This is a genomic window from Methylomonas sp. 11b (assembly GCF_000515215.1).
Classification (GTDB): Bacteria; Pseudomonadota; Gammaproteobacteria; order Methylococcales; family Methylomonadaceae; genus Methylomonas.
The window spans coordinates 5,331,700-5,349,910 of sequence record NZ_KI911557.1 but is presented as its reverse complement, the minus strand read 5'-3'; the positions used below and the strand labels follow the sequence as shown (position 1 = coordinate 5,349,910).

Below are 18,211 nucleotides of genomic sequence, written 5' to 3'. Positions count from 1 at the left end.
CATGTCCGCCAAGCCGCGCATCCTGTTAGTCGACGACGATCCGATGGTCCGTCTGCTGGTCAGGCAAATGTTGCAAGCCGACGGCTACGAACTGATCGAAACCGAAAACGGCCGGGCCGGACTGGAACAATTTATCGCAGCGGAGCCGGATTTGGTTCTGCTGGACGTGATGATGCCGGAGATGGATGGTTTCACTTGCTTGCAAGGCATGCGTGCAGCCAGCGACAAAAATGTACCGATTGTCATGATGACGGCTATCGAGGATACGCAAGCAGTGGAAGACGCCTTTCGGCTGGGTGCTACCGATTTTATCGGCAAACCCATCCAATGGCCGCTGTTGCCGCATCGCATCAGCTATGTGTTGCGTTCGCACCGCACCACGCAAAGCCTTATAGAACAACAAAGTCTACTCAAGCAAAGCGAACAACGCTTCCGGGATTTGGTGGAAAGCATCGGTAACGAATACTTTCTGTATTCCCACGATACCGAGCGTATTTTTACTTATCTAGGTCCTTCAGTGGAGCATATCCTCGGCTACAAACCCGACGAACTATATTGCGACTGTTTCGATATCGCGACCAACAACCCGATCAATCGGCTTGCCAGAACCTACACCGAGCAATGCCTGGCGGGCATCAAACCACCGAACTACGAAGTGGAAGTGCGTAGTAAGGATGGCAGTCTGCGTGTGCTCAGCCTCAATGAGTCACCTATGCTCGACGATCACGGTCGTGTGGTTGCAGTGAACGGCCTGGCGCACGACATCACCGAAATGCGCAGCACACAGCAAGCCCTCGCCGATAGCGAGGAACGCTTGCGGCTGTCCATGCAGGCAGCCAAACAAGGTTTTTATGATCTCAATCCACAAACCGGAAATATGATCACCAACGCGGAATACGCCAGCATGCTCGGCTACGACCCCGCGAATTTCGACGCTACTATCGACAGCTGGATAATGCGCTTGCATCCTGATGACCGGCAACGCGTTTCCGACACTTACCAGCAGTACATCGCCGGGGAACTGGCAGAATATCGCCTGGAATACCGGCAGCGTTGCGCCGACGACAGTTGGAAATGGATATTATCGATAGGCAGTATCGTCGAGCGCGACGCCAATAATCAGCCGGTGCGCATGCTGGGCACCCACACCGACATCACCGATAGTAAAACCGCAGCCGAACGCCTGAATTTGCTGGCCAAAGTGTTCGAGAACAGCGGCGAGGCGATTTTCCTGTGCGATCCGGATACCCGCATCGTGTCCAGCAATCAGGCCTACACGACTATTACCGGTTACAGAGCCGAAGAAGTGCTACAGCAAACGCCCTCAATTCTCGATGCACGTCATCTTGACCTCAACCACTATCAACGCATCTGGCAGGCCTTGCGCGAAAACGGCTATTGGCAAGGCGAAATTTGGGATACCCGCAAGAACGGCGAGACCTATCCGGCCTGGCTGGGTATTTCCGCGATGTACAACACCCATGGCGTCATCAGCCATTACATCGGCATTTTTTCGGACATTACCGAGCGCAAGGCCGCTGAAGCCCAGATCGAATATCTGGCACGTCACGATCCGCTCACCAATCTGCCCAATCGCACCTTGTTGCGCGACCGCTTCGACCAGGCCATGGCCCATGCCGTGCGTAACAACACCCTGGTTGGCCTGCTGTTTCTGGACCTGGATCATTTTAAAAATATTAACGATACGATGGGGCACGACGTCGGCGACCGCTTGCTGCAAGGCATAGCAGAGCGCCTGGTGCAATGTGTGCGCGAGGTGGACACGGTTTGCCGGCAAGGCGGCGATGAATTCATCATTATCCTCACCGACATTCCCGACATCGACGCGATCACGCAAATTGTGCTGAAAATTCTCGATCAACTGACACAACCCTTTGTCATCGAAGGTGTGACCCTTTGCACCTCCTTCAGCATAGGCGTCAGTTTATACCCCAATGACGGCCTGAATTTTCACGGTTTACTCAACAAAGCCGACACGGCGATGTATTCGGCAAAAAACGAAGGCCGCAATACCTTCCGCTTCTTTTCCAACGATATGAACCTGGCTTCAATCGAGCGGATGAATATCGAGAATGGCCTACGCATGGCCTTGAAGCGCAAAGAACTTCGCTTGCATTATCAGCCGCAATATTCCATACACAACAATACGGTGATCGGTGCGGAAGCCTTGCTGCGCTGGCAACCGGAAAACAGTCCGATGATTCCGCCGGCCAAGTTCATTCCTATCGCCGAAGACAATGGCATGATCGTACCGATAGGCGACTGGGTATTACGCGAAGCCTGTAAGCAAAACAAGATTTGGCACGACGCCGGCATGAAACTACTGGTTACCGTCAACATCTCCGCCCTACAGTTTAAACGCGGCAACTTACTGGAATCGGTGCAAACCGCGCTGGCTGAATCCGGCCTGGAACCGCATTATTTAGAGTTGGAATTAACCGAATCGGTATTGATGTTCGACACCAATGCTGTCATCAATACGATTGCCCAGTTGCGCGCCTTGGGGGTCAGCTTTGCCATCGATGATTTCGGCACCGGTTATTCCTCGCTCAGTTATTTAAAGCGCTTTGCGGTGAACAAACTAAAAATCGATCAATCGTTTATCCGGGATTTAACCTCAGGCAAAGCCGAAGACACCGCTATCGTCAAAGCCATCCTGCAATTGGGCGATACGTTGGGTCTGCTGACCTTGGCCGAAGGTGTGGAAACCAAGGAGCAAGCCGAGCAACTGCATCTACTCGGTTGCCGTAAAGCGCAGGGGTTTTATTGGAATCAACCCTTGCCCGCCGACGAATTCTCCCAGCTGTTTACGCCTGATTATCCAAAACCGCCTGGTTAAAATAACTGCCAAACCGGCGCAGCGCCGTCCGGCAAGGCCGCCAGACGCCCCAGTTCCAGCCATTGATTACCCGGCGCATGAAAATCCGAACCCATCGACGCATGCAATTGATGTTTGCTGGCATGCAAATAACTTAAGCGAATATCGTCGATGCTGGCCCGCCCGGTCACCACTTCTATCCCCTGACCGCCAGCGGCCTTAAAAGCGATTAAGGCCTTGTTGATCCATTTGCTGCTGAGTTTGTAGCGCAGCGGATGCGCCAACACCGCCACGCCGCCCGCCGCCCGTATCCAGCCGACGCAATCGGCCAGACTGGCCCAAACAGTCGGCACATAAGCGGGCTTGCCCTTGCTCAAATAACGATCAAATGCGTCCTGCTGGGTTTCGACAAAACCTTGATTAACCAGAAAATCTGCAAAATGCAGGCGGGTGATTTCGCCGTTACCGGCGATTTGTCTTAAGGTTGGATAGGCATCGGCTATGCCCTTCTTCGCCAATTTTTCGGCAATTTTTTGCGCGCGTTGGTCGCGAATCAGTTGTTGCTTGGCAATACCTTCGACTAAGCCCGGATGCTGCGGATCGATGTTTAAACCGACAATGTGCAAACAATGGCTTTCAAAACTGGCCGACAATTCGATGCCGGGAATCAAGCGGATGCCCGCTTGTGCGGCGGCTTGAGTAGCCTCGTCTAAGCCGGCAGTCGTGTCGTGATCTGTCAAGGCCAGCGCTGTCACACCCTGTTGTCGGGCACGTAGTACCAGCTCGGTGGGCGACAAAGCGCCGTCGGACGCGGTGGAATGACTGTGTAAATCGTATAATTCCGACACTATTGGTAATCACCGTAAAGTTTGGCGTACAAGCCGTTTTGTTGTATCAAGGAATCGTGTTTGCCTTGTTCGCAAATCTGGCCTTGTTCGAAGACATACACGTGATCGGCCTGTTTCACGGCACTGAGTCTATGGGCAATAATGATGGTCGTGCGGCCTTCCAGAAAGGTGCTCAGGGCTTGGTGCAGTTTATACTCGGTTTCGCTATCCAACGCCGACGTGGCTTCGTCGAGAATCACCACCGCCGGCTGGCTGACTATCATCCGGGCGATGGCCAGACGTTGTCGTTGGCCGCCGGATAAACGCATGCCTTGTCTACCCACCACAGTATCCAGCCCTTGCGGCTGCTCCTCGACTGTGAGCTTCATTTGCGCAATCTCCAAGGCCCGCCACAATTCCGGGTCGGCAATCTCCCGGCCCAAGGTCAGGTTGGCGCGTATCGTATCGTTTAACAAGGCCGGATGCTGCAATACTGTGGCGACGTGCTCGCGCACGACGTCCAAGCCTATCCGATCCAGTGGCACGCCGTCGAAATAAATCATACCGCTGCCCGGCGGATATAGGCCGATCAGGGTTTGTGCCAAAGTAGACTTGCCGCCGCCGCTGGCGCCAACCAATGCGATTTTCTCGCCGGCCGGAATGGTGAGATTAATACCGTTCAGTACCGGTTCGTCTTTATAACTAAAATGCAGATTCTTAACGCTGACCGACACGGTTTTACGCCCGGTAAACGGGTTTTGCAAATGCGGATAATAGGGTTCGCGCTGCAATAGGGTCAGCTGATTAACGCGGGCCAGCGCCGCTTTGGCGGCATAAAATGACTGCTGAATACTCAGTATCTCCTGCACCGGCGCCATCATGAACCAGAGATAACCGAATACCGCCAGCATCTCGCCTATGGTCAGGTTGGAATACAACACCATCAGCATCGCAGTGGCGCGGAATATGTCGAAGCCGAATAAGAAGGTCAAAAAGCTTAGACGCACCGTCGCGTCGCTTTTCCAGGCATAGATGGTCGAGTGATTTTTCACCGCCAGCGCGCTGCCTATCAATTGCCGACAATAGTGCTCTTCGCGGTTGCTGGCGCGGATTTGATGGATCGCTTCCAGGGTTTCGCTCAAAGCTTGCTGGAATATCGCGTAGGCCTTGTTTTCGTTGGCTTTTAATTCCTTGACCCTGGAGCCAACCGCCCTGGCCAGATAAATCACCAGCGGATTTAAAAAGATAATGAACAAACCCAGCTGCCAATGCATCCACAGCAGAATCAACGCTGTGCCGAACACGGTCAGGACCGCCACCAGTAATTTACTGATCGTGGTGCCGATAAAATTATCCAGTGTGTCCAAGTCGGTCACCATGTGCGAGCTGACCGTACCGCTGCCCAGGCTTTCATATTCGGACATCGAAATATGTTGCAAGTGCTTCACCAAACTTTCGCGGATACGAAAGATCACATCCTTGGCAATATTGGAAAACTGCCTGGTCTGCATAATGTTAAGAATCAAGGCAAACAAGCGCAACAGCAAGCTGACCAGCAAAATAATGGCGATATAAACAATGGGTTGCCGCCACTCGCCCGGCAGCCAGGGGTTGAGACTATTCAGCACTACGCCCGGATGGTTGAGCAAAACCTCGTCTACCAATAAGGGCATCAATAAGGGCACCGGTACGCTGGCAACGGTTGCCAATATGGCGACTAAATGCCCGTTGATCAGTTGTTTTTTATGCTGCTTAGCGATGCTGTAGATGTACTGCCAGGAATATTCGGCTTGCGCCGCGCGGTGTGATGTTTTCAAAGTAATGAAACGAATTCGATGAAGTTTAACGATTATAATGGCCCGACCCACTTTGCAAAAACTTCTTGCTCAGTGTTTAGTCTCGGCTGTCGTGGAAATTGATATGCATTTTATCCCGTGTTTTTTAATGCTTGCCGCTCTGACCGGCGTTTTGCCGAACAGTCCCCAGGCGGATGAAATCTCTTTAGCCGCCCAACGTCAGCAATTTTTGCGCGCCGAGCAAGCGCTTGACCAGAATCGCGATGCCGAATATTTCGCGCTGGCTTCTGGCCTAAAAGGCTACCCGCTGTATCCTTATCTGCAATACCAATGGCTAAAAAATCATCTGGATGCCGATACCGACATCAAACAGTTTTTAAACGACCACGCCGCCAGCCGTTACGCGGCCGGGCTACGGCAAAAGTGGTTGCTGGCTTTGGGTAAAAAGCAACAGTGGCTAGTGCTGTTGAACTATTACCAAGGCAGTGACGATCCCGAGCTGCAATGCTACGCCGGCCTGGCTCAATTCCAAACCGGCCAAACTTTGGAAGCATTCAATCAGGCCCGCGCCTTATGGTTAAGTGGTAAAACCCAACCGGATAATTGCGATGCCTTGTTCGACGTTTATAAAACATCGCCGTATTTCAATAATGAACTGATAAACCAACGATTTCACGCCGCACTCAAGCGTGACAATCAAAGCCTTGCAAGCTCCTTGACCCGATTTTTCAGCGGCGCGGAACTCAATCTGGCCAACACCTGGTTGAAGCTGCACCGGCAGCCTGAAAGCGTTGCATCGGAGACTGGCTGGCGCGAATACCCCGAACACGCAGGTGAGTTGTTTGCCCATGCGATTGACCGCTGGCTGGAAACCAACGTTGAAGCGGCTATGACGGCTTGGGATAGCCTTAAATCGCAAATCTCTTTTGCGCCGGCAACGGCCGCTTTTATCGAAAAACGCATAGCTATCGCGTTGGCCTTAAAACACGATAGTCGCGCTTACGACCGTTTGTCGCGACTGGAAAATAGCGACGAATCGGCACGAGAATGGCGGGTCAGAGCCGCATTGAACGCACAAAACTGGCCAGATGTCGCTACCGCTATTGCCGGCCTGAACGACGAAGAAAGATCTCGGGAAAAATGGCAGTACTGGCAAGCTCGCGGTTTGGCGGAAACGGGTCAGAGCGCAGCAGCCAATACATTGTTTCAACAGCTGGCAAAAAATCGCAGTTTTTACGGTTTTCTGGCGGCCGGCAAATTAAGGCAAGCCATCGAGCTAGTCGATAGACCGTTGGCGGTATCCATCGAGAACCTCGAGACTTTACAAAATCGACTGGATTTTCAGGTGTTTTCTGAACTACTGGCTATCGACAGAAAACCGGAAGCCAAACGCCAATGGTGGTACGCGATAGCCAAACTCGACAGTAGTCAATTACCAGTGGCGGCAAAACTGGCACAACAAGCGAATTGTCCGGCCCTGGCAATTGCCACGATAGCCAAGGCCAACCATTGGGACGATGTGAATCTGCGTTTTCCATTGGCATATATCCAGGCAATCCAAAGCAACGCCGCCTCACAACAATTGGATCCGGGTTTAATTTTGGGTTTGATCCGCCAGGAAAGCGCGTTCGATGAATTGGCCGACTCGCCGGCTGGCGCTAAAGGTTTGATGCAGGTCATGCCAAACACCGGCCGACAAATCGCCGCAGACTTACGCGATAGTTGGGATAGCGACTACAGCCTGTTTAAACCCGAGCTCAACGTCAAATACGGCGCGTTTTATTTCAAAAAACTCCTGCGCCAATTCAATGGCCACGTCGCATTGGCCACCGCTGCCTATAATGCCGGCGCCAACAAAGTGAAGCGCTGGCTGCCGGAAAACCGCAAGCTACCAGCCGACATCTGGATCGAAACCATACCTTATAAAGAGACGCGGGGTTATGTGGCATCGGTGTTGATGTATAGCTTGATCTACCAGCAGCGGCTGCAACGCGACAGCTTAAAGCTCGACGATCTGTTGCGCGAGGTAACGCCCGGATGAAAAATTGAGCTGATTTTTTAAGCCGGTTATTAGATAATGCCGCAGTTTTTGAACCCACCAACCAGGTAAAAATCAAGATGGAGAAGCAGCACAGTTTCACGCGCGACGAATTATTAATGTCCGGCCGAGGCGAATTATACGGTCCGACCAACGCGCAGCTACCGCTTCCCAATATGCTGATGATGGACCGCATCGTCCATATTTCCGATGAAGGCGGCAAATACGGCAAAGGCGAAATCATTGCCGAGTTGGATATTACGCCCGAATTATGGTTTTTCGACTGCCATTTTCAAGGCGACCCGGTCATGCCTGGCTGTCTTGGTTTAGACGCGATGTGGCAATTGGTCGGTTTCTATTTATGTTGGCTCGGCGGTCCCGGCAAAGGCCGTGCGCTAGGTTGCGGCGAAGTTAAATTCACCGGTCAGGTGCTACCGACAGCCAAAAAAGTCACTTATAAAATCGACTTGAAACGTGTGATTTTACGCAAGCTGGTCATGGGCATCGCCGATGCCACGATGGAAGTCGATGGCAAACAAATCTACGAAGCGACCGATTTGCGAGTCGGCTTGTTTACGTCCACCCAAGATTTCTAAGGAAACCATCATGAAACGCGTAGTGGTAACAGGTTTAGGGATAGTTTCCAGCATCGGCAACAACCGTGACGAAGTGGTCGATTCCTTGAGAACCGGCCGTTCCGGTATCGTTCATGCGCCGGTCTATGCAGAGATGGGCTTTCGCAGCCATGTGCACGGCCCGGTCAACATCGACCTGGATGAAGCGATAGACCGTAAAGTGAAACGCTTTATGGGCGATGGTGCAGCTTACAACTATCTGGCAATGGAGCAAGCTATTGCCGACTCAGGCCTGGAAGCGTCGCAAGTTTCCAATATCCGTACCGGCTTAGTGATGGGTTCCGGCGGACCATCAACGTCCAACTTGGTCGATTCTGCCGACATTCTCCGCTCCAAAGGCGTAAAAAAAGTCGGTCCGTACATGGTGACGCGCGCCATGTCCAGTACCAATACCGCCTGTCTGGCGACGCCTTTTAAAATCAAAGGTGTCAATTACTCCATCAGTTCCGCTTGCGCTACCAGCGCCCACTGCATCGGCCACGCCATGGAATTGATTCAATTGGGCAAACAAGACGTCGTTTTCGCTGGCGGCGGCGAAGAACTGCACTGGACTATGTCGGTGATGTTCGACGCGATGGGCGCACTGTCTTCAAAGTATAATGACACGCCAGCCACGGCCTCGCGCCCCTACGACGAAACCCGCGACGGCTTCGTCATCTCCGGCGGCGGCGGCGTGCTGGTAATCGAAGAACTGGAACACGCCAAAGCGCGCGGCGCCAAAATCTACGCCGAGTTGGTCGGCTATGGCGCCACGTCCGATGGCTACGACATGGTACAGCCGTCCGGCGAAGGCGCAGTCCGCTGCATGCAACAAGCCCTGGCGACCGTACACGACAAAATTGACTATATCAACGCGCACGGTACCAGCACCCCGGTTGGCGATACCCGTGAACTGGAAGCGATGCGCGAAGTATTCGGTGCTGATGGCGTACCAGCCGTTAGCTCAACCAAATCCCTGACCGGACATGCTTTGGGTGCGGCCGGCGTCAACGAAGCCATTTATTCCATACTGATGATGGAAGAAAATTTCCTGAGCGCGTCGGCCAATATCAACCAGCTTGACCCTGGTGCGGCGGGCATTCCGATAGTTAGAGAATATCGGGATAACGTCACGCTGAACACCATCATGTCCAACAGCTTCGGTTTCGGCGGCACTAACGCCACGCTGATTTTCCAACGCTATAACGGCTAATTTAAGCGCGGCTAAACGTCCCTTTAGCCGCCTTTCCAACATCCATGTCAGATCCAGAACACAAATCCCGCACCCAGTTTAACAAACTGCAAAAACGCCTGAGACGCTGCGTTGGCGAAGCCATCGCAGATTTCAATATGATAGAACCCGACGACAAGGTGATGGTTTGCCTGTCCGGCGGCAAAGACTCCTACACGATGTTGGACATTCTGCTGAATTTGCAGAAAACCGCGCCGATTAATTTCGAGATAATTGCCGTCAATCTGGATCAGAAACAGCCGGGCTTCCCTGAACATGTTCTGCCCGAATATCTGCAATCGATAGGCGTGCCCTACCACATCATCGAGCACGATACCTACAGCATCGTCAAGCGCATCATCCCTGAAGGCCAAACCACTTGCAGCCTTTGTTCTCGGTTAAGGCGCGGCACACTGTACGGGTTTGCCAAGGAACATAAGATCACTAAGATCGCCCTAGGGCATCACCGCGACGACATCATCGAGACCTTTTTCCTGAACATGTTCTACGCCGGCAAGCTAAAAGCCATGCCGCCGAAACTGCTCAGCGACGATAAACAAAACATCGTGATTCGCCCGCTAGCTTACTGCCGGGAAAAAGACATCAACCGCTTCGCGGCTTTCAAGCAATTCCCTATCATCCCCTGCAATCTGTGTGGTTCTCAAGAAAACCTGCAACGCAAGGCGATGAAGCAAATGCTGAACGGTTGGGATAAACAATTCCCCGGCCGTATCGAAACCATTTTCGCCAGCCTGCAAAATATCGCACCTTCGCAAATGGCCGACGCCAGCTTGTTCGATTTTACCGGCCTGCGCCGCGACCCCGACGCAAGTCTGCCGCGTGTCGTCTCGGACGAAGCAGGACTAGACATCCTCGAACGCTAACCACGGAACACAACGATGCAAAACACAATTTTGGTGACGGGCGGTGCGGGCTATATCGGTAGCCATACCTGCGTAGAACTACTGAATAACGGTTTCGAGGTCATCGTGGTGGATAACCTCAGCAACAGCAAAATCGAATCGCTGAAACGCATCGAAACCATTACCGAACAAAAGTCCGGTTTTTATCAAGCCGACATTACCGATCAAGCGGCGTTGCGCGAGATTTTTAAGGCACATAAAATCGATGCGGTGATTCATTTCGCCGGCCTGAAAGCCGTCGGCGAATCCTGCCAGCAACCCTTGAGCTATTACCGCAACAATATCTACGGCACGCAAGTATTGCTGGAAACAATGCAAGAGTTTGCGGTGAAAAGATTGGTGTTCAGCTCGTCAGCGACCGTATACGGCGATCCGCACAGCGTACCGATTCTGGAAAGCTTTCCGTTGCAAGCCACCAACCCTTATGGCCGTACCAAACTGTTTATCGAGGAAATCCTGCGTGATGTCGGCAATGCAGACAGCTTGAACGGCAACAGCCAGCCCTGGCAGTTTGCAATACTGCGTTACTTCAACCCTATCGGCGCCCACAGCAGCGGTTTGATAGGTGAAGACCCGAACGGCATCCCCAATAATCTGATGCCGTTTTTATCGCAAGTCGCCATCGGTAAGTTGCCGGTCCTGTCGGTGTTCGGCAATGACTACCCCACCAAGGACGGCACCGGCGTGCGCGATTACATCCATGTCGTAGATCTGGCGCAAGGCCATATCAAAGCCTTGCAATATCTGCTTGGAAAAACTGCCGATACCGCTATTTGTGATGCGATAAATTTAGGAACCGGCAACGGTTATAGCGTGTTGGACATGGTCAACACCTTTACCGACGTAACCGGTCAGGCAGTGCCCTACAAAATCGCGCCACGCCGAGCCGGCGATGTTGCAGCCTGCTACGCTGATCCGAGCTTGGCGGAAGCAAAAATTGGCTGGAAAGCCGAGCGGGATTTAAAACAAATGATGACCGATACCTGGCGCTGGCAGAAAAACAATCCCAACGGTTACAACTAAACGGGCACCGTGACCAACACCAAACCACCATTCTCAATACGGTTTCTGCCTTTGCGTTTGGCTTCGTACAAGGCAGCATCGGCGGTTTGCACCAATTGCAACGCAATCTCGGTAACCGGTTTTTTTTGTGCCCGGCTGGGTTGATAAGTAGCAACACCAATTGAAATAGTCACCGGAATAGCTTGCTCGCCATACTCCACCTGCAAATTGGCAATACTCAATCGAATCCGCTCAGCGATTTCCGAGGCCGTACTTTCGTCACTTTGCGACAGCAAGGCCACGAACTCCTCACCTCCATAGCGCGCCAGCACATCGTTATTGCGCAGCAATTTCTTGATGATGCCAGCGACGACAGCCAGTACATGATCGCCGGCCTGATGTCCAAAACCGTCGTTGATACGTTTGAAAAAATCGATATCCAGAAATAGACAGGACAATGGCTCCCGATTGCGTTGACTGCGATCTAGTTCTTCCTCTATACGCTGTTCCAGGAAACGCCGATTATTCACACCGGTCAAGGGATCGACCAAGCTGGTACGCCGCATGGTCTCTACGTTTAAATTGTTTTCCAGACAAATGCTGATCACCGAAGCGATATGCTCGACAAAATCGGTGGCCATGCCTTGCATGAAGCGCTCGTTATGGTAACTACCCAGGTTCAAAGACCCCAAATACCTATCCCGGCGAATCAGCGGCGCAATCACCACAGACGCCGGTTTTTGTTGATTCGATTCGGAGAAAAACTTCTCGCAAATCGTGGTTTGATAGCTGCCCAGAAACGGCTGATCGGACAAACCAAAACTATGCCGCAATTGCCATTCGCTACTCGCTAAAAACAGCCCTTCCCTGTCCCGAAAATTATAATTATCCACGTCCAGGTAACTGGCGATCTCGTTTTTAGGGTCAATCAAACACAAGCTGATCACGTCCAAATCGAACAGCGCCTTGGCTTCACCCAGAATGAACTCGATCATTTCCGCCAGCGAACTAAGCCCCAGCAAACGCATTTCAAAGCTTTGCAATCGCTTTAAGGTCAGGCTGTTGTGTTGGACGCGGTTGAGCATACCGTCCAAATGACTTTCCAACACCCGCAGATCTGTTGTTATATCCTGTTCCAAGCTCAGCCCCACCCGCTTAATCGAGGTGATAAGACTAGCAGTTTTCGCAGAAAAAGTGTGTAGATATAAGCACTTCCAACTCTCTTGTCCTGGCCACTCTGATTGTGAATAAATCAGGCATTTCACGCATAAAAACGGCATATGCCACACCCTGCCGCAACGTGATATGTCATTTTATCTTTCAAAATCAACACTATTTAATTTTGGTTCGGATTTTGCTGTAGATCGATTCTACCTGGTTCCAAGTACGTCACATGCGTCTTCGCTATGAACAGCCTCGCCTTCAACATCGACGATTTATTTCTCAGCCATCGCGATTCGCTGATTCACACTATTTTCGGCATCGTCGGCTGCCCGCAAACCGCCGAAGATCTGGCGCATGAAGCTTACATAAAAATGCTGCACGCCCTAGAAAACCAAGACATAAGCTACCCACGGCCATTTCTGTACCAAATCGCAAAAAACCTGGCACTGGATCATCTACGCAAAGAGCGTGTTCGTCAACGCGCCGACGAACCAAAAACGGCCGATACGGACGACGATAGACCACTGCTGGAGAATTTGCCGGACGATACCCCGACGCCTGAACAGCAAGCTTCCGATCAACAAGAACTGGCATTGATGTTGGCAGCGCTTGAGCAATTACCCGAACGGCGCAGGCAAATTCTGGTGTTGCACAAATTTCACCATTGGAATTACGAGCGGATCGCCGCCTATTACGGCATATCGCGTAGCGCGGTAGAGAAGAATGTACAGGCAGCTCTAACTCATTTATTAGCCAGCCGGCAAGACTAGCCGTAACCTTAGGCCATACTGATTTTCCTTAACACAGCACCAATATTGATAAAATTCGCCCCAATACCTAACCCGCCAACCGCCATGCCTTTACGTTTTGATCAGGAAGTTCCATCGCTGGGTAATGTCCAAGATCAAGCACTTGCCTGGTTTGCCCGCTTACAAGACCATAAAACCGGTGCGGCCGATCAAGCCGAGTTTGCCTGCTGGTTAGCCGCCGACCCCACGCATCAAACCGCTTACGACAAAGTGGTGCAACTCTGGCAATCGCCAGCATTGAACGCCGCCCTAAGCCAATACGCCAGCATCCCACTTCGGCCGCCCGCACAGCATAAATCGACAATTAGGCGCTGGACTACAGCCGCCTGCATTACCTTAATTTGCGGCTGGTTCCTGGCTTCAACTGACTGGTTGCAACGCTGGCAAGCAGACATTACCACCGGCACCGGCGAACAGCGCCGAGTAATACTGGCAGACGGTTCCGCGCTGGTTCTAAATACCGATAGCGCAGTAAAACTGGATTACGCCGGTCAACAGCGCGGCATAACCTTATTAGGCGGCGAAGCGTATTTTGAGGTGAATGCCGACAAAAGCCGGCCGTTTATTGTGACGACTGAACATGGAACAGTGCGGGTGGTCGGCACCCGCTTCAGCGTCAAAACCGGCGATATTACCCAAGTGAATGTCGAAAGCGGCTTAGTGATTTGTAGCGCCGAACAAGGACAAAACCGGCAATTAAGCGCAGGCCAGCACACCGAGATCGATGCCCACAGCGTTGCGGAAATCAGCAACATAGATACCGGTAAGACCTTTGCCTGGCTAAAAGGCCGCCTGATATTTCAAGATCGAACTTTGGCAGACGTGATAACCGAATTGGACCGCTACCATTCCGGCACCATCATCATCGCCGACACCAAATTGGCAAACACCCGGATAACCGGAAATTACAAACTGGAAGATACCGATAGCCTGCTGCGAACCTTGGCGAACATAACCGGCGCCAAAATCGTGAATATTTCCACTTACCTGACGATATTGAAAAACTAAATCGCCCCCCAACCATTAGGTATTGATTGGAAAATCATTCGCCCGATTCCACAATCTCCGGCAAACGCCCTACTCGCCAATCAAAAAATAATTTTCTCGCCAACTGTGTATTCCTTTTCCTGAAACGTCTCGGTAGCGATGTGCGTTGCAACGCCTACCAGACAACAATCCAGACAAGGAGTACATATGAAGCCCCCACACCTGCCCCCGCCTTGTGCATTACGCAAACTCAGCATCGCCATAGCCCTGAGTTTGCCCGGCCTGATAAGCATCCCCGCGCAAGCCGCCGAGACCGTCGCCAGCCAACAAGGCAGTCAACGCTTTAATATCCCAGCCCAACCGTTGACTGATGCCATTAACGCCTTTATCAGTAGCAGCGACTGGCAAGTAGGCTATCCCGCAGACCTGGCCAAAAATTGCCTATCCAGCAACCTTAACGGCTACTTCACCCCGCAGCAAGCCCTACACATCTTGCTGCAAGGCACCGGCCTCAACTACCGCATGACCGGTGATAACAAAGCTACGCTGGAAAAGGTGGCCGTTAGTGAACCGCAATCGGCAACGACTATGCCAGCGGTGACGGTGACAGGGAAGGCGGTTTACGATTCGACCGATCCTTACAACCCGGATTACAACCGTACTAGCGCCAGCACGGCCACCAAAACCGACACGCCGATCATGGAAACGCCGTTTTCGGTGCAAATCGTGCCGAAGCAGGTTTTAGAGGATCAACAGGCCGTACGCTTGAAAGACGCGCTGAAGAACGTCAGCGGCGTAATGCCGGGAGGCGAGCAAGGCCGTAGCGACGAATTTATCATTCGCGGCTTTAGAAATAACACGATCTATCGAAACGGTGTTTTATCGCCGGCGTTAGGACAGAGAGTCGGCATGAATCGCCGAGAAACGGCGAATCTGGAAAGAGTCGAAGTGCTGAAAGGTCCGGGTTCGATTCTCTACGGACGCGCGGAACCGGGCGGCATCATGAACGTCGTGACCAAACAGCCCTTGGCGACACCTTATTACTCGCTGCAGCAGCAATTCGGCTCGTTCGATTTTTATCGCACCACGCTCGATGCCACCGGCCCGATTACCAAAAACGACAGCTTGCTGTACCGATTCAACTTCGCCTATCAGGATTCGAAATCGTTTCGGGAGTTCGTAGGGGACGAGCGCGTGTTTGCGGCACCTGTGCTGCGCTGGAATATCGATCCGCGCACGCAAGTCACTTTCGAATTCGAATATTTAAAGGACGACTATTCTCTGGAACCAGGCATTCCCAATGTAGGCAACCGTCCGGCACCGTTACCGCGCGAGCGTAATTTATCGGAGCCTTATACAAAACGCAGCAAGGAATTCATGCTGGCTAGCATGAATTGGTCGCATGAATTCAATGACAATTGGACTTTACGCCATCGTTTCAGCTACGAAAATTTCGAAAACCAGCATACCGGCTTGTTCTTTCTAGGCAATGTCTCCGCGAACGGTACAATCAACCGCCGTTTTTTTGTCGACAACTTCCCATCGCAGCGCTATTTCAACAATGTAGATCTCACCGGAAAGTTCGAGACATTTGGGTTCAAACATACCTTACTTCTCGGCGGCGATTATTTTCGCGCCGACGATCAGATTACTCAAATTGGCGTCGCTGCTCCGGCTATCAATATCTACAATCCTGTCCATAGTCCCCTGCCGCCGCTGCCAGCTCCCACTTTTGGCGACAAAACCACCGCTTGGTACGGGCTTTTTCTTCAGGATCAGATCGAACTGCCGTTCAACGTCCACGTTTTGGGAGGACTTCGTTACGACAACGCAACGGTCGATAACAACCTACTAGGCCGCACCGTTTCCGACGACGACCGAGTCAGTCCTCGCGGCGGTGTACTCTGGCGCCCTCTGAAATGGTTATCGCTATACGGTAGTTACACGGAGAACTTCAGCCAGTCGAATAGCCAGTTTAGGACGGACGGCGTCATTCTGCCACCGGAAACGGCCCAGCAATGGGAAACCGGGGTAAAAACCGAGTTTTGGGATGGCCGTTTATCGGCGACCTTGGCGTATTTCGACTTGACCAAACAGAACGTGCCCGTATTCGACCCTCTGAATCCCTTGGTGCCAAAAACGGCCGGCGAAGCCGAAAGCCGCGGTCTGGAATTCGACCTATCGGGCGAAGTTTTGCCGGGTTGGCGAATCATCGGTGCTTATTCGTATCTGCCGTTTGCCAAGATCACCAAAGATGTCGCAGCAGGTGAGGGTATTGGCAATACCGGTAAGCGTCTGGTGCTCGATCCGCGTCATTTTGGCAGCTTGTGGAATACCTACGAATTCCAGACCGGAGATTTGCAGGGGCTTAAATTTGGTGCCGGCGTCACCGCAGTCGGCCAACGGCAGGGCGATACCGCCAATACTTACCAACTGCCCGGCTATGCCACGCTAAATCTGATGGCGAGCTATTCGATGTCGATCAATTCGGCGAAATTAACTGCCCAAGTTAACGCTGATAATCTGTTGGACAAGCACTATTTCGCGGCATCCAATGACGGAAATCAAATATTTTACGGCGCCCCGCGCACCTTCATGGGGTCGATTCGGGTGGAATATTAATGCTCCGAAATAAGAGCTCTGACTTGTCAGTAGCCGCCTTAAAGACGCAAATCACACAACAACCTTGTGAGGATTTTCAATGCTTAGCTCGATAACCATAGCGAAAGCCGACACCCGACTGGCCAAACTCAAAGCCCGCCGCAAACTGTGGCTGGATGTGCATTTGTATCTAGGCCTGATTGCCGGTGCAGTCTTGGCCGTAGTCGGGTTGACCGGCAGCTTTGCTGTTTTCTTTGTTGAATTGCAGGAGGTTTTAAACCCGGAACTGGCTATTGTTTCCACGCCGCCAGAACATCGGCAAAAGTTGCGCTCTTTGGATGAAATCGTTGCTGCGGCGGAATCTGTCAAGCCGCAAGGCAGCCGTTTTTTCAAAGTCTATTACCCCCGTAAGTCCGATATCGCCTACAAGCTGCTGTATTTTGTCAGGGATGACAAACAAGCGAACAATGGCGACGGCTATTACATTTTTATCGACCCTTACACGGCAAGGGTCAACGGCACACAATTGTATTATCTTAAGGATCGATATTGGGGGCGGCCTATAGTCGGTTTCATTATGCAACTGCACTGGTGCTTGCTGCAAGGCAGAACTGGTGCCAACATTAACGGTATTTTGGCCGCGATTTCCAGCATTTCCGTATTGACAGGATTGATACTCTGGTGGCCGTTGACTGGAAAATTCAAACAGGCTTTGACCGTCAAACGCAATGCCAGTGTGGTGAGATTTAATTTCGACCTGCATAAAACATTTGGCTTTTATTCGGCTATCGTGCTACTGCCGGTATTGTTTTCCGGCGTTTATTTTAACCTGCCGGAGCAGATCAATGTGCTGGTCAAATTGTTTTCGCCGGTCAGCCGTCCGACCGCTTTCAACAGTATCCCGGCAGAAATTCGCAGCAAACCGCCGCAAGCCGGACAACAGGCCTTAAGTTTGTCAACCGTGGAAGCCATTGTGCAAGAGCACTACCCCACCGGCCGCTTATGGATGCTTGATGGGCCGAAAAGCCCTGAAGGCGTCTATAAGGTAATGAAGAAGGATGTGACCGAGTTAAGTCACTTTGTCGGTTATCGTGATATTGCCCTAGACCAATACAGCGGCGAGATAGTCAAAGTTTACGATAAAAGCACCGGCAGTAACGGCGATATATTTCTTGACTGGCAATGGCCTCTGCATAGCGGTTACGCTTTCGGTTGGACGGGGAGGATGTTGGTATTTTTTTCCGGCTTGGCTTGCCCGGTGTTGTATATCACTGGCGTGATTCGTTGGCTGCAAAAACGGCGGGCGAAACAGCCTCTAAAGTCACACCGCCAAAACCAAAGCCAACCGGCGCAGGCCGCGGAATCCGTTTATTAACCCGG

Annotated in this window: 13 protein-coding genes; 10 read left to right on the top strand and 3 right to left on the bottom strand. The window is 52.0% G+C overall.

The window, feature by feature from the left end:
* Position 1: 1 nt before the first annotated feature.
* Positions 2-2,860, top strand: a complete 2,859-nt coding sequence (locus METH11B_RS0125590; RefSeq protein WP_026604485.1) for an EAL domain-containing protein — start codon at positions 2-4, stop codon at positions 2,858-2,860.
* On the opposite strand, the gene METH11B_RS0125585 is transcribed toward METH11B_RS0125590, so the two are convergent.
* Together METH11B_RS0125585 and METH11B_RS0125580 are read right to left on the bottom strand one after the other, a co-directional pair.
* Positions 2,857-3,687 (bottom strand): PHP domain-containing protein, encoded by an 831-nt coding sequence (locus METH11B_RS0125585; protein ID WP_026604484.1) that lies wholly within the window; start codon positions 3,685-3,687, stop codon positions 2,857-2,859. The genes METH11B_RS0125590 and METH11B_RS0125585 overlap by 4 nt on opposite strands.
* Positions 3,687-5,483 carry an ABC transporter ATP-binding protein gene (locus tag METH11B_RS0125580; RefSeq protein ID WP_026146849.1) on the bottom strand — a complete coding sequence of 599 codons (1,797 nt, stop codon included), beginning with the start codon at positions 5,481-5,483 and terminating at the stop codon, positions 3,687-3,689. Before METH11B_RS0125580 ends, METH11B_RS0125585 begins: the two co-directional genes overlap by 1 nt.
* Before the next feature lie 103 nt (positions 5,484-5,586).
* Between METH11B_RS0125580 and METH11B_RS0125575 the strand changes: the two genes are divergently transcribed.
* The 5 genes from METH11B_RS0125575 (at position 5,587) to galE (ending at position 11,291) form a co-directional block, all read left to right on the top strand.
* On the top strand, positions 5,587-7,503 hold the full coding sequence (locus METH11B_RS0125575; RefSeq protein WP_026604482.1) for a transglycosylase SLT domain-containing protein: 1,917 nt from the start codon (positions 5,587-5,589) through the stop codon (positions 7,501-7,503).
* A gap of 77 nt (positions 7,504-7,580) precedes the next feature.
* A complete protein-coding gene (fabA, locus tag METH11B_RS0125570; protein ID WP_026604481.1) occupies positions 7,581-8,096 on the top strand; it encodes a 3-hydroxyacyl-[acyl-carrier-protein] dehydratase FabA in 516 nt (171 codons plus the stop codon).
* Positions 8,097-8,106: 10 nt separating this feature from the next.
* Positions 8,107-9,327, top strand: coding sequence for a beta-ketoacyl-ACP synthase I (gene fabB / locus METH11B_RS0125565; RefSeq protein WP_026604480.1), 1,221 nt, complete (start codon positions 8,107-8,109; stop codon positions 9,325-9,327).
* 44 nt (positions 9,328-9,371) lie between these two features.
* Positions 9,372-10,229, top strand: coding sequence for a tRNA 2-thiocytidine(32) synthetase TtcA (gene ttcA, locus METH11B_RS0125560; protein ID WP_026604479.1), 858 nt, complete (start codon positions 9,372-9,374; stop codon positions 10,227-10,229).
* A 15-nt stretch (positions 10,230-10,244) separates the two neighbouring features.
* Positions 10,245-11,291: a UDP-glucose 4-epimerase GalE gene (galE, locus tag METH11B_RS0125555; RefSeq protein WP_026604478.1), complete on the top strand. Its 1,047-nt coding sequence runs from the start codon at positions 10,245-10,247 to the stop codon at positions 11,289-11,291.
* Here the strand turns inward: galE and METH11B_RS0125550 are convergent.
* Positions 11,288-12,409, bottom strand: coding sequence for a sensor domain-containing diguanylate cyclase (locus METH11B_RS0125550; protein WP_036278360.1), 1,122 nt, complete (start codon positions 12,407-12,409; stop codon positions 11,288-11,290). The two genes, galE and METH11B_RS0125550, sit on opposite strands and share 4 nt — an antisense overlap.
* Positions 12,410-12,676: 267 nt before the next feature.
* Between METH11B_RS0125550 and METH11B_RS0125545 the strand changes: the two genes are divergently transcribed.
* From METH11B_RS0125545 to METH11B_RS0125530, 4 genes are all read left to right on the top strand, one after another.
* Positions 12,677-13,204 (top strand): RNA polymerase sigma factor, encoded by a 528-nt coding sequence (locus METH11B_RS0125545; RefSeq protein WP_026604476.1) that lies wholly within the window; start codon positions 12,677-12,679, stop codon positions 13,202-13,204.
* Between the two features lie 84 nt (positions 13,205-13,288).
* Positions 13,289-14,251: a FecR family protein gene (locus tag METH11B_RS0125540; protein ID WP_026604475.1), complete on the top strand. Its 963-nt coding sequence runs from the start codon at positions 13,289-13,291 to the stop codon at positions 14,249-14,251.
* A 186-nt stretch (positions 14,252-14,437) separates the two neighbouring features.
* Positions 14,438-16,852, top strand: a complete 2,415-nt coding sequence (locus METH11B_RS0125535; protein ID WP_026604474.1) for a TonB-dependent siderophore receptor — start codon at positions 14,438-14,440, stop codon at positions 16,850-16,852.
* A 79-nt stretch (positions 16,853-16,931) separates the two neighbouring features.
* A complete protein-coding gene (locus METH11B_RS0125530; RefSeq protein ID WP_026604473.1) occupies positions 16,932-18,206 on the top strand; it encodes a PepSY-associated TM helix domain-containing protein in 1,275 nt (424 codons plus the stop codon).
* The last annotated feature ends 5 nt before the right edge of the window (positions 18,207-18,211 follow it).

Bases quoted from the DNA above. Each gene is read 5' to 3' on its own strand.
- METH11B_RS0125590 (WP_026604485.1), top strand. From the start codon at position 2: ATGTCCGCCAAGCCGCGCATCCTGTTAGTCGACGACGATCCGATGGTC.
- METH11B_RS0125545 (WP_026604476.1), top strand. From the start codon at position 12,677: ATGAACAGCCTCGCCTTCAACATCGACGATTTATTTCTCAGCCATCGC.
- METH11B_RS0125530 (WP_026604473.1), top strand. From the start codon at position 16,932: ATGCTTAGCTCGATAACCATAGCGAAAGCCGACACCCGACTGGCCAAA.
- galE (WP_026604478.1), top strand. From the start codon at position 10,245: ATGCAAAACACAATTTTGGTGACGGGCGGTGCGGGCTATATCGGTAGC.
- METH11B_RS0125540 (WP_026604475.1), top strand. From the start codon at position 13,289: ATGCCTTTACGTTTTGATCAGGAAGTTCCATCGCTGGGTAATGTCCAA.
- METH11B_RS0125535 (WP_026604474.1), top strand. From the start codon at position 14,438: ATGAAGCCCCCACACCTGCCCCCGCCTTGTGCATTACGCAAACTCAGC.
- fabA (WP_026604481.1), top strand. From the start codon at position 7,581: ATGGAGAAGCAGCACAGTTTCACGCGCGACGAATTATTAATGTCCGGC.
- fabB (WP_026604480.1), top strand. From the start codon at position 8,107: ATGAAACGCGTAGTGGTAACAGGTTTAGGGATAGTTTCCAGCATCGGC.
- ttcA (WP_026604479.1), top strand. From the start codon at position 9,372: ATGTCAGATCCAGAACACAAATCCCGCACCCAGTTTAACAAACTGCAA.
- METH11B_RS0125575 (WP_026604482.1), top strand. From the start codon at position 5,587: ATGCATTTTATCCCGTGTTTTTTAATGCTTGCCGCTCTGACCGGCGTT.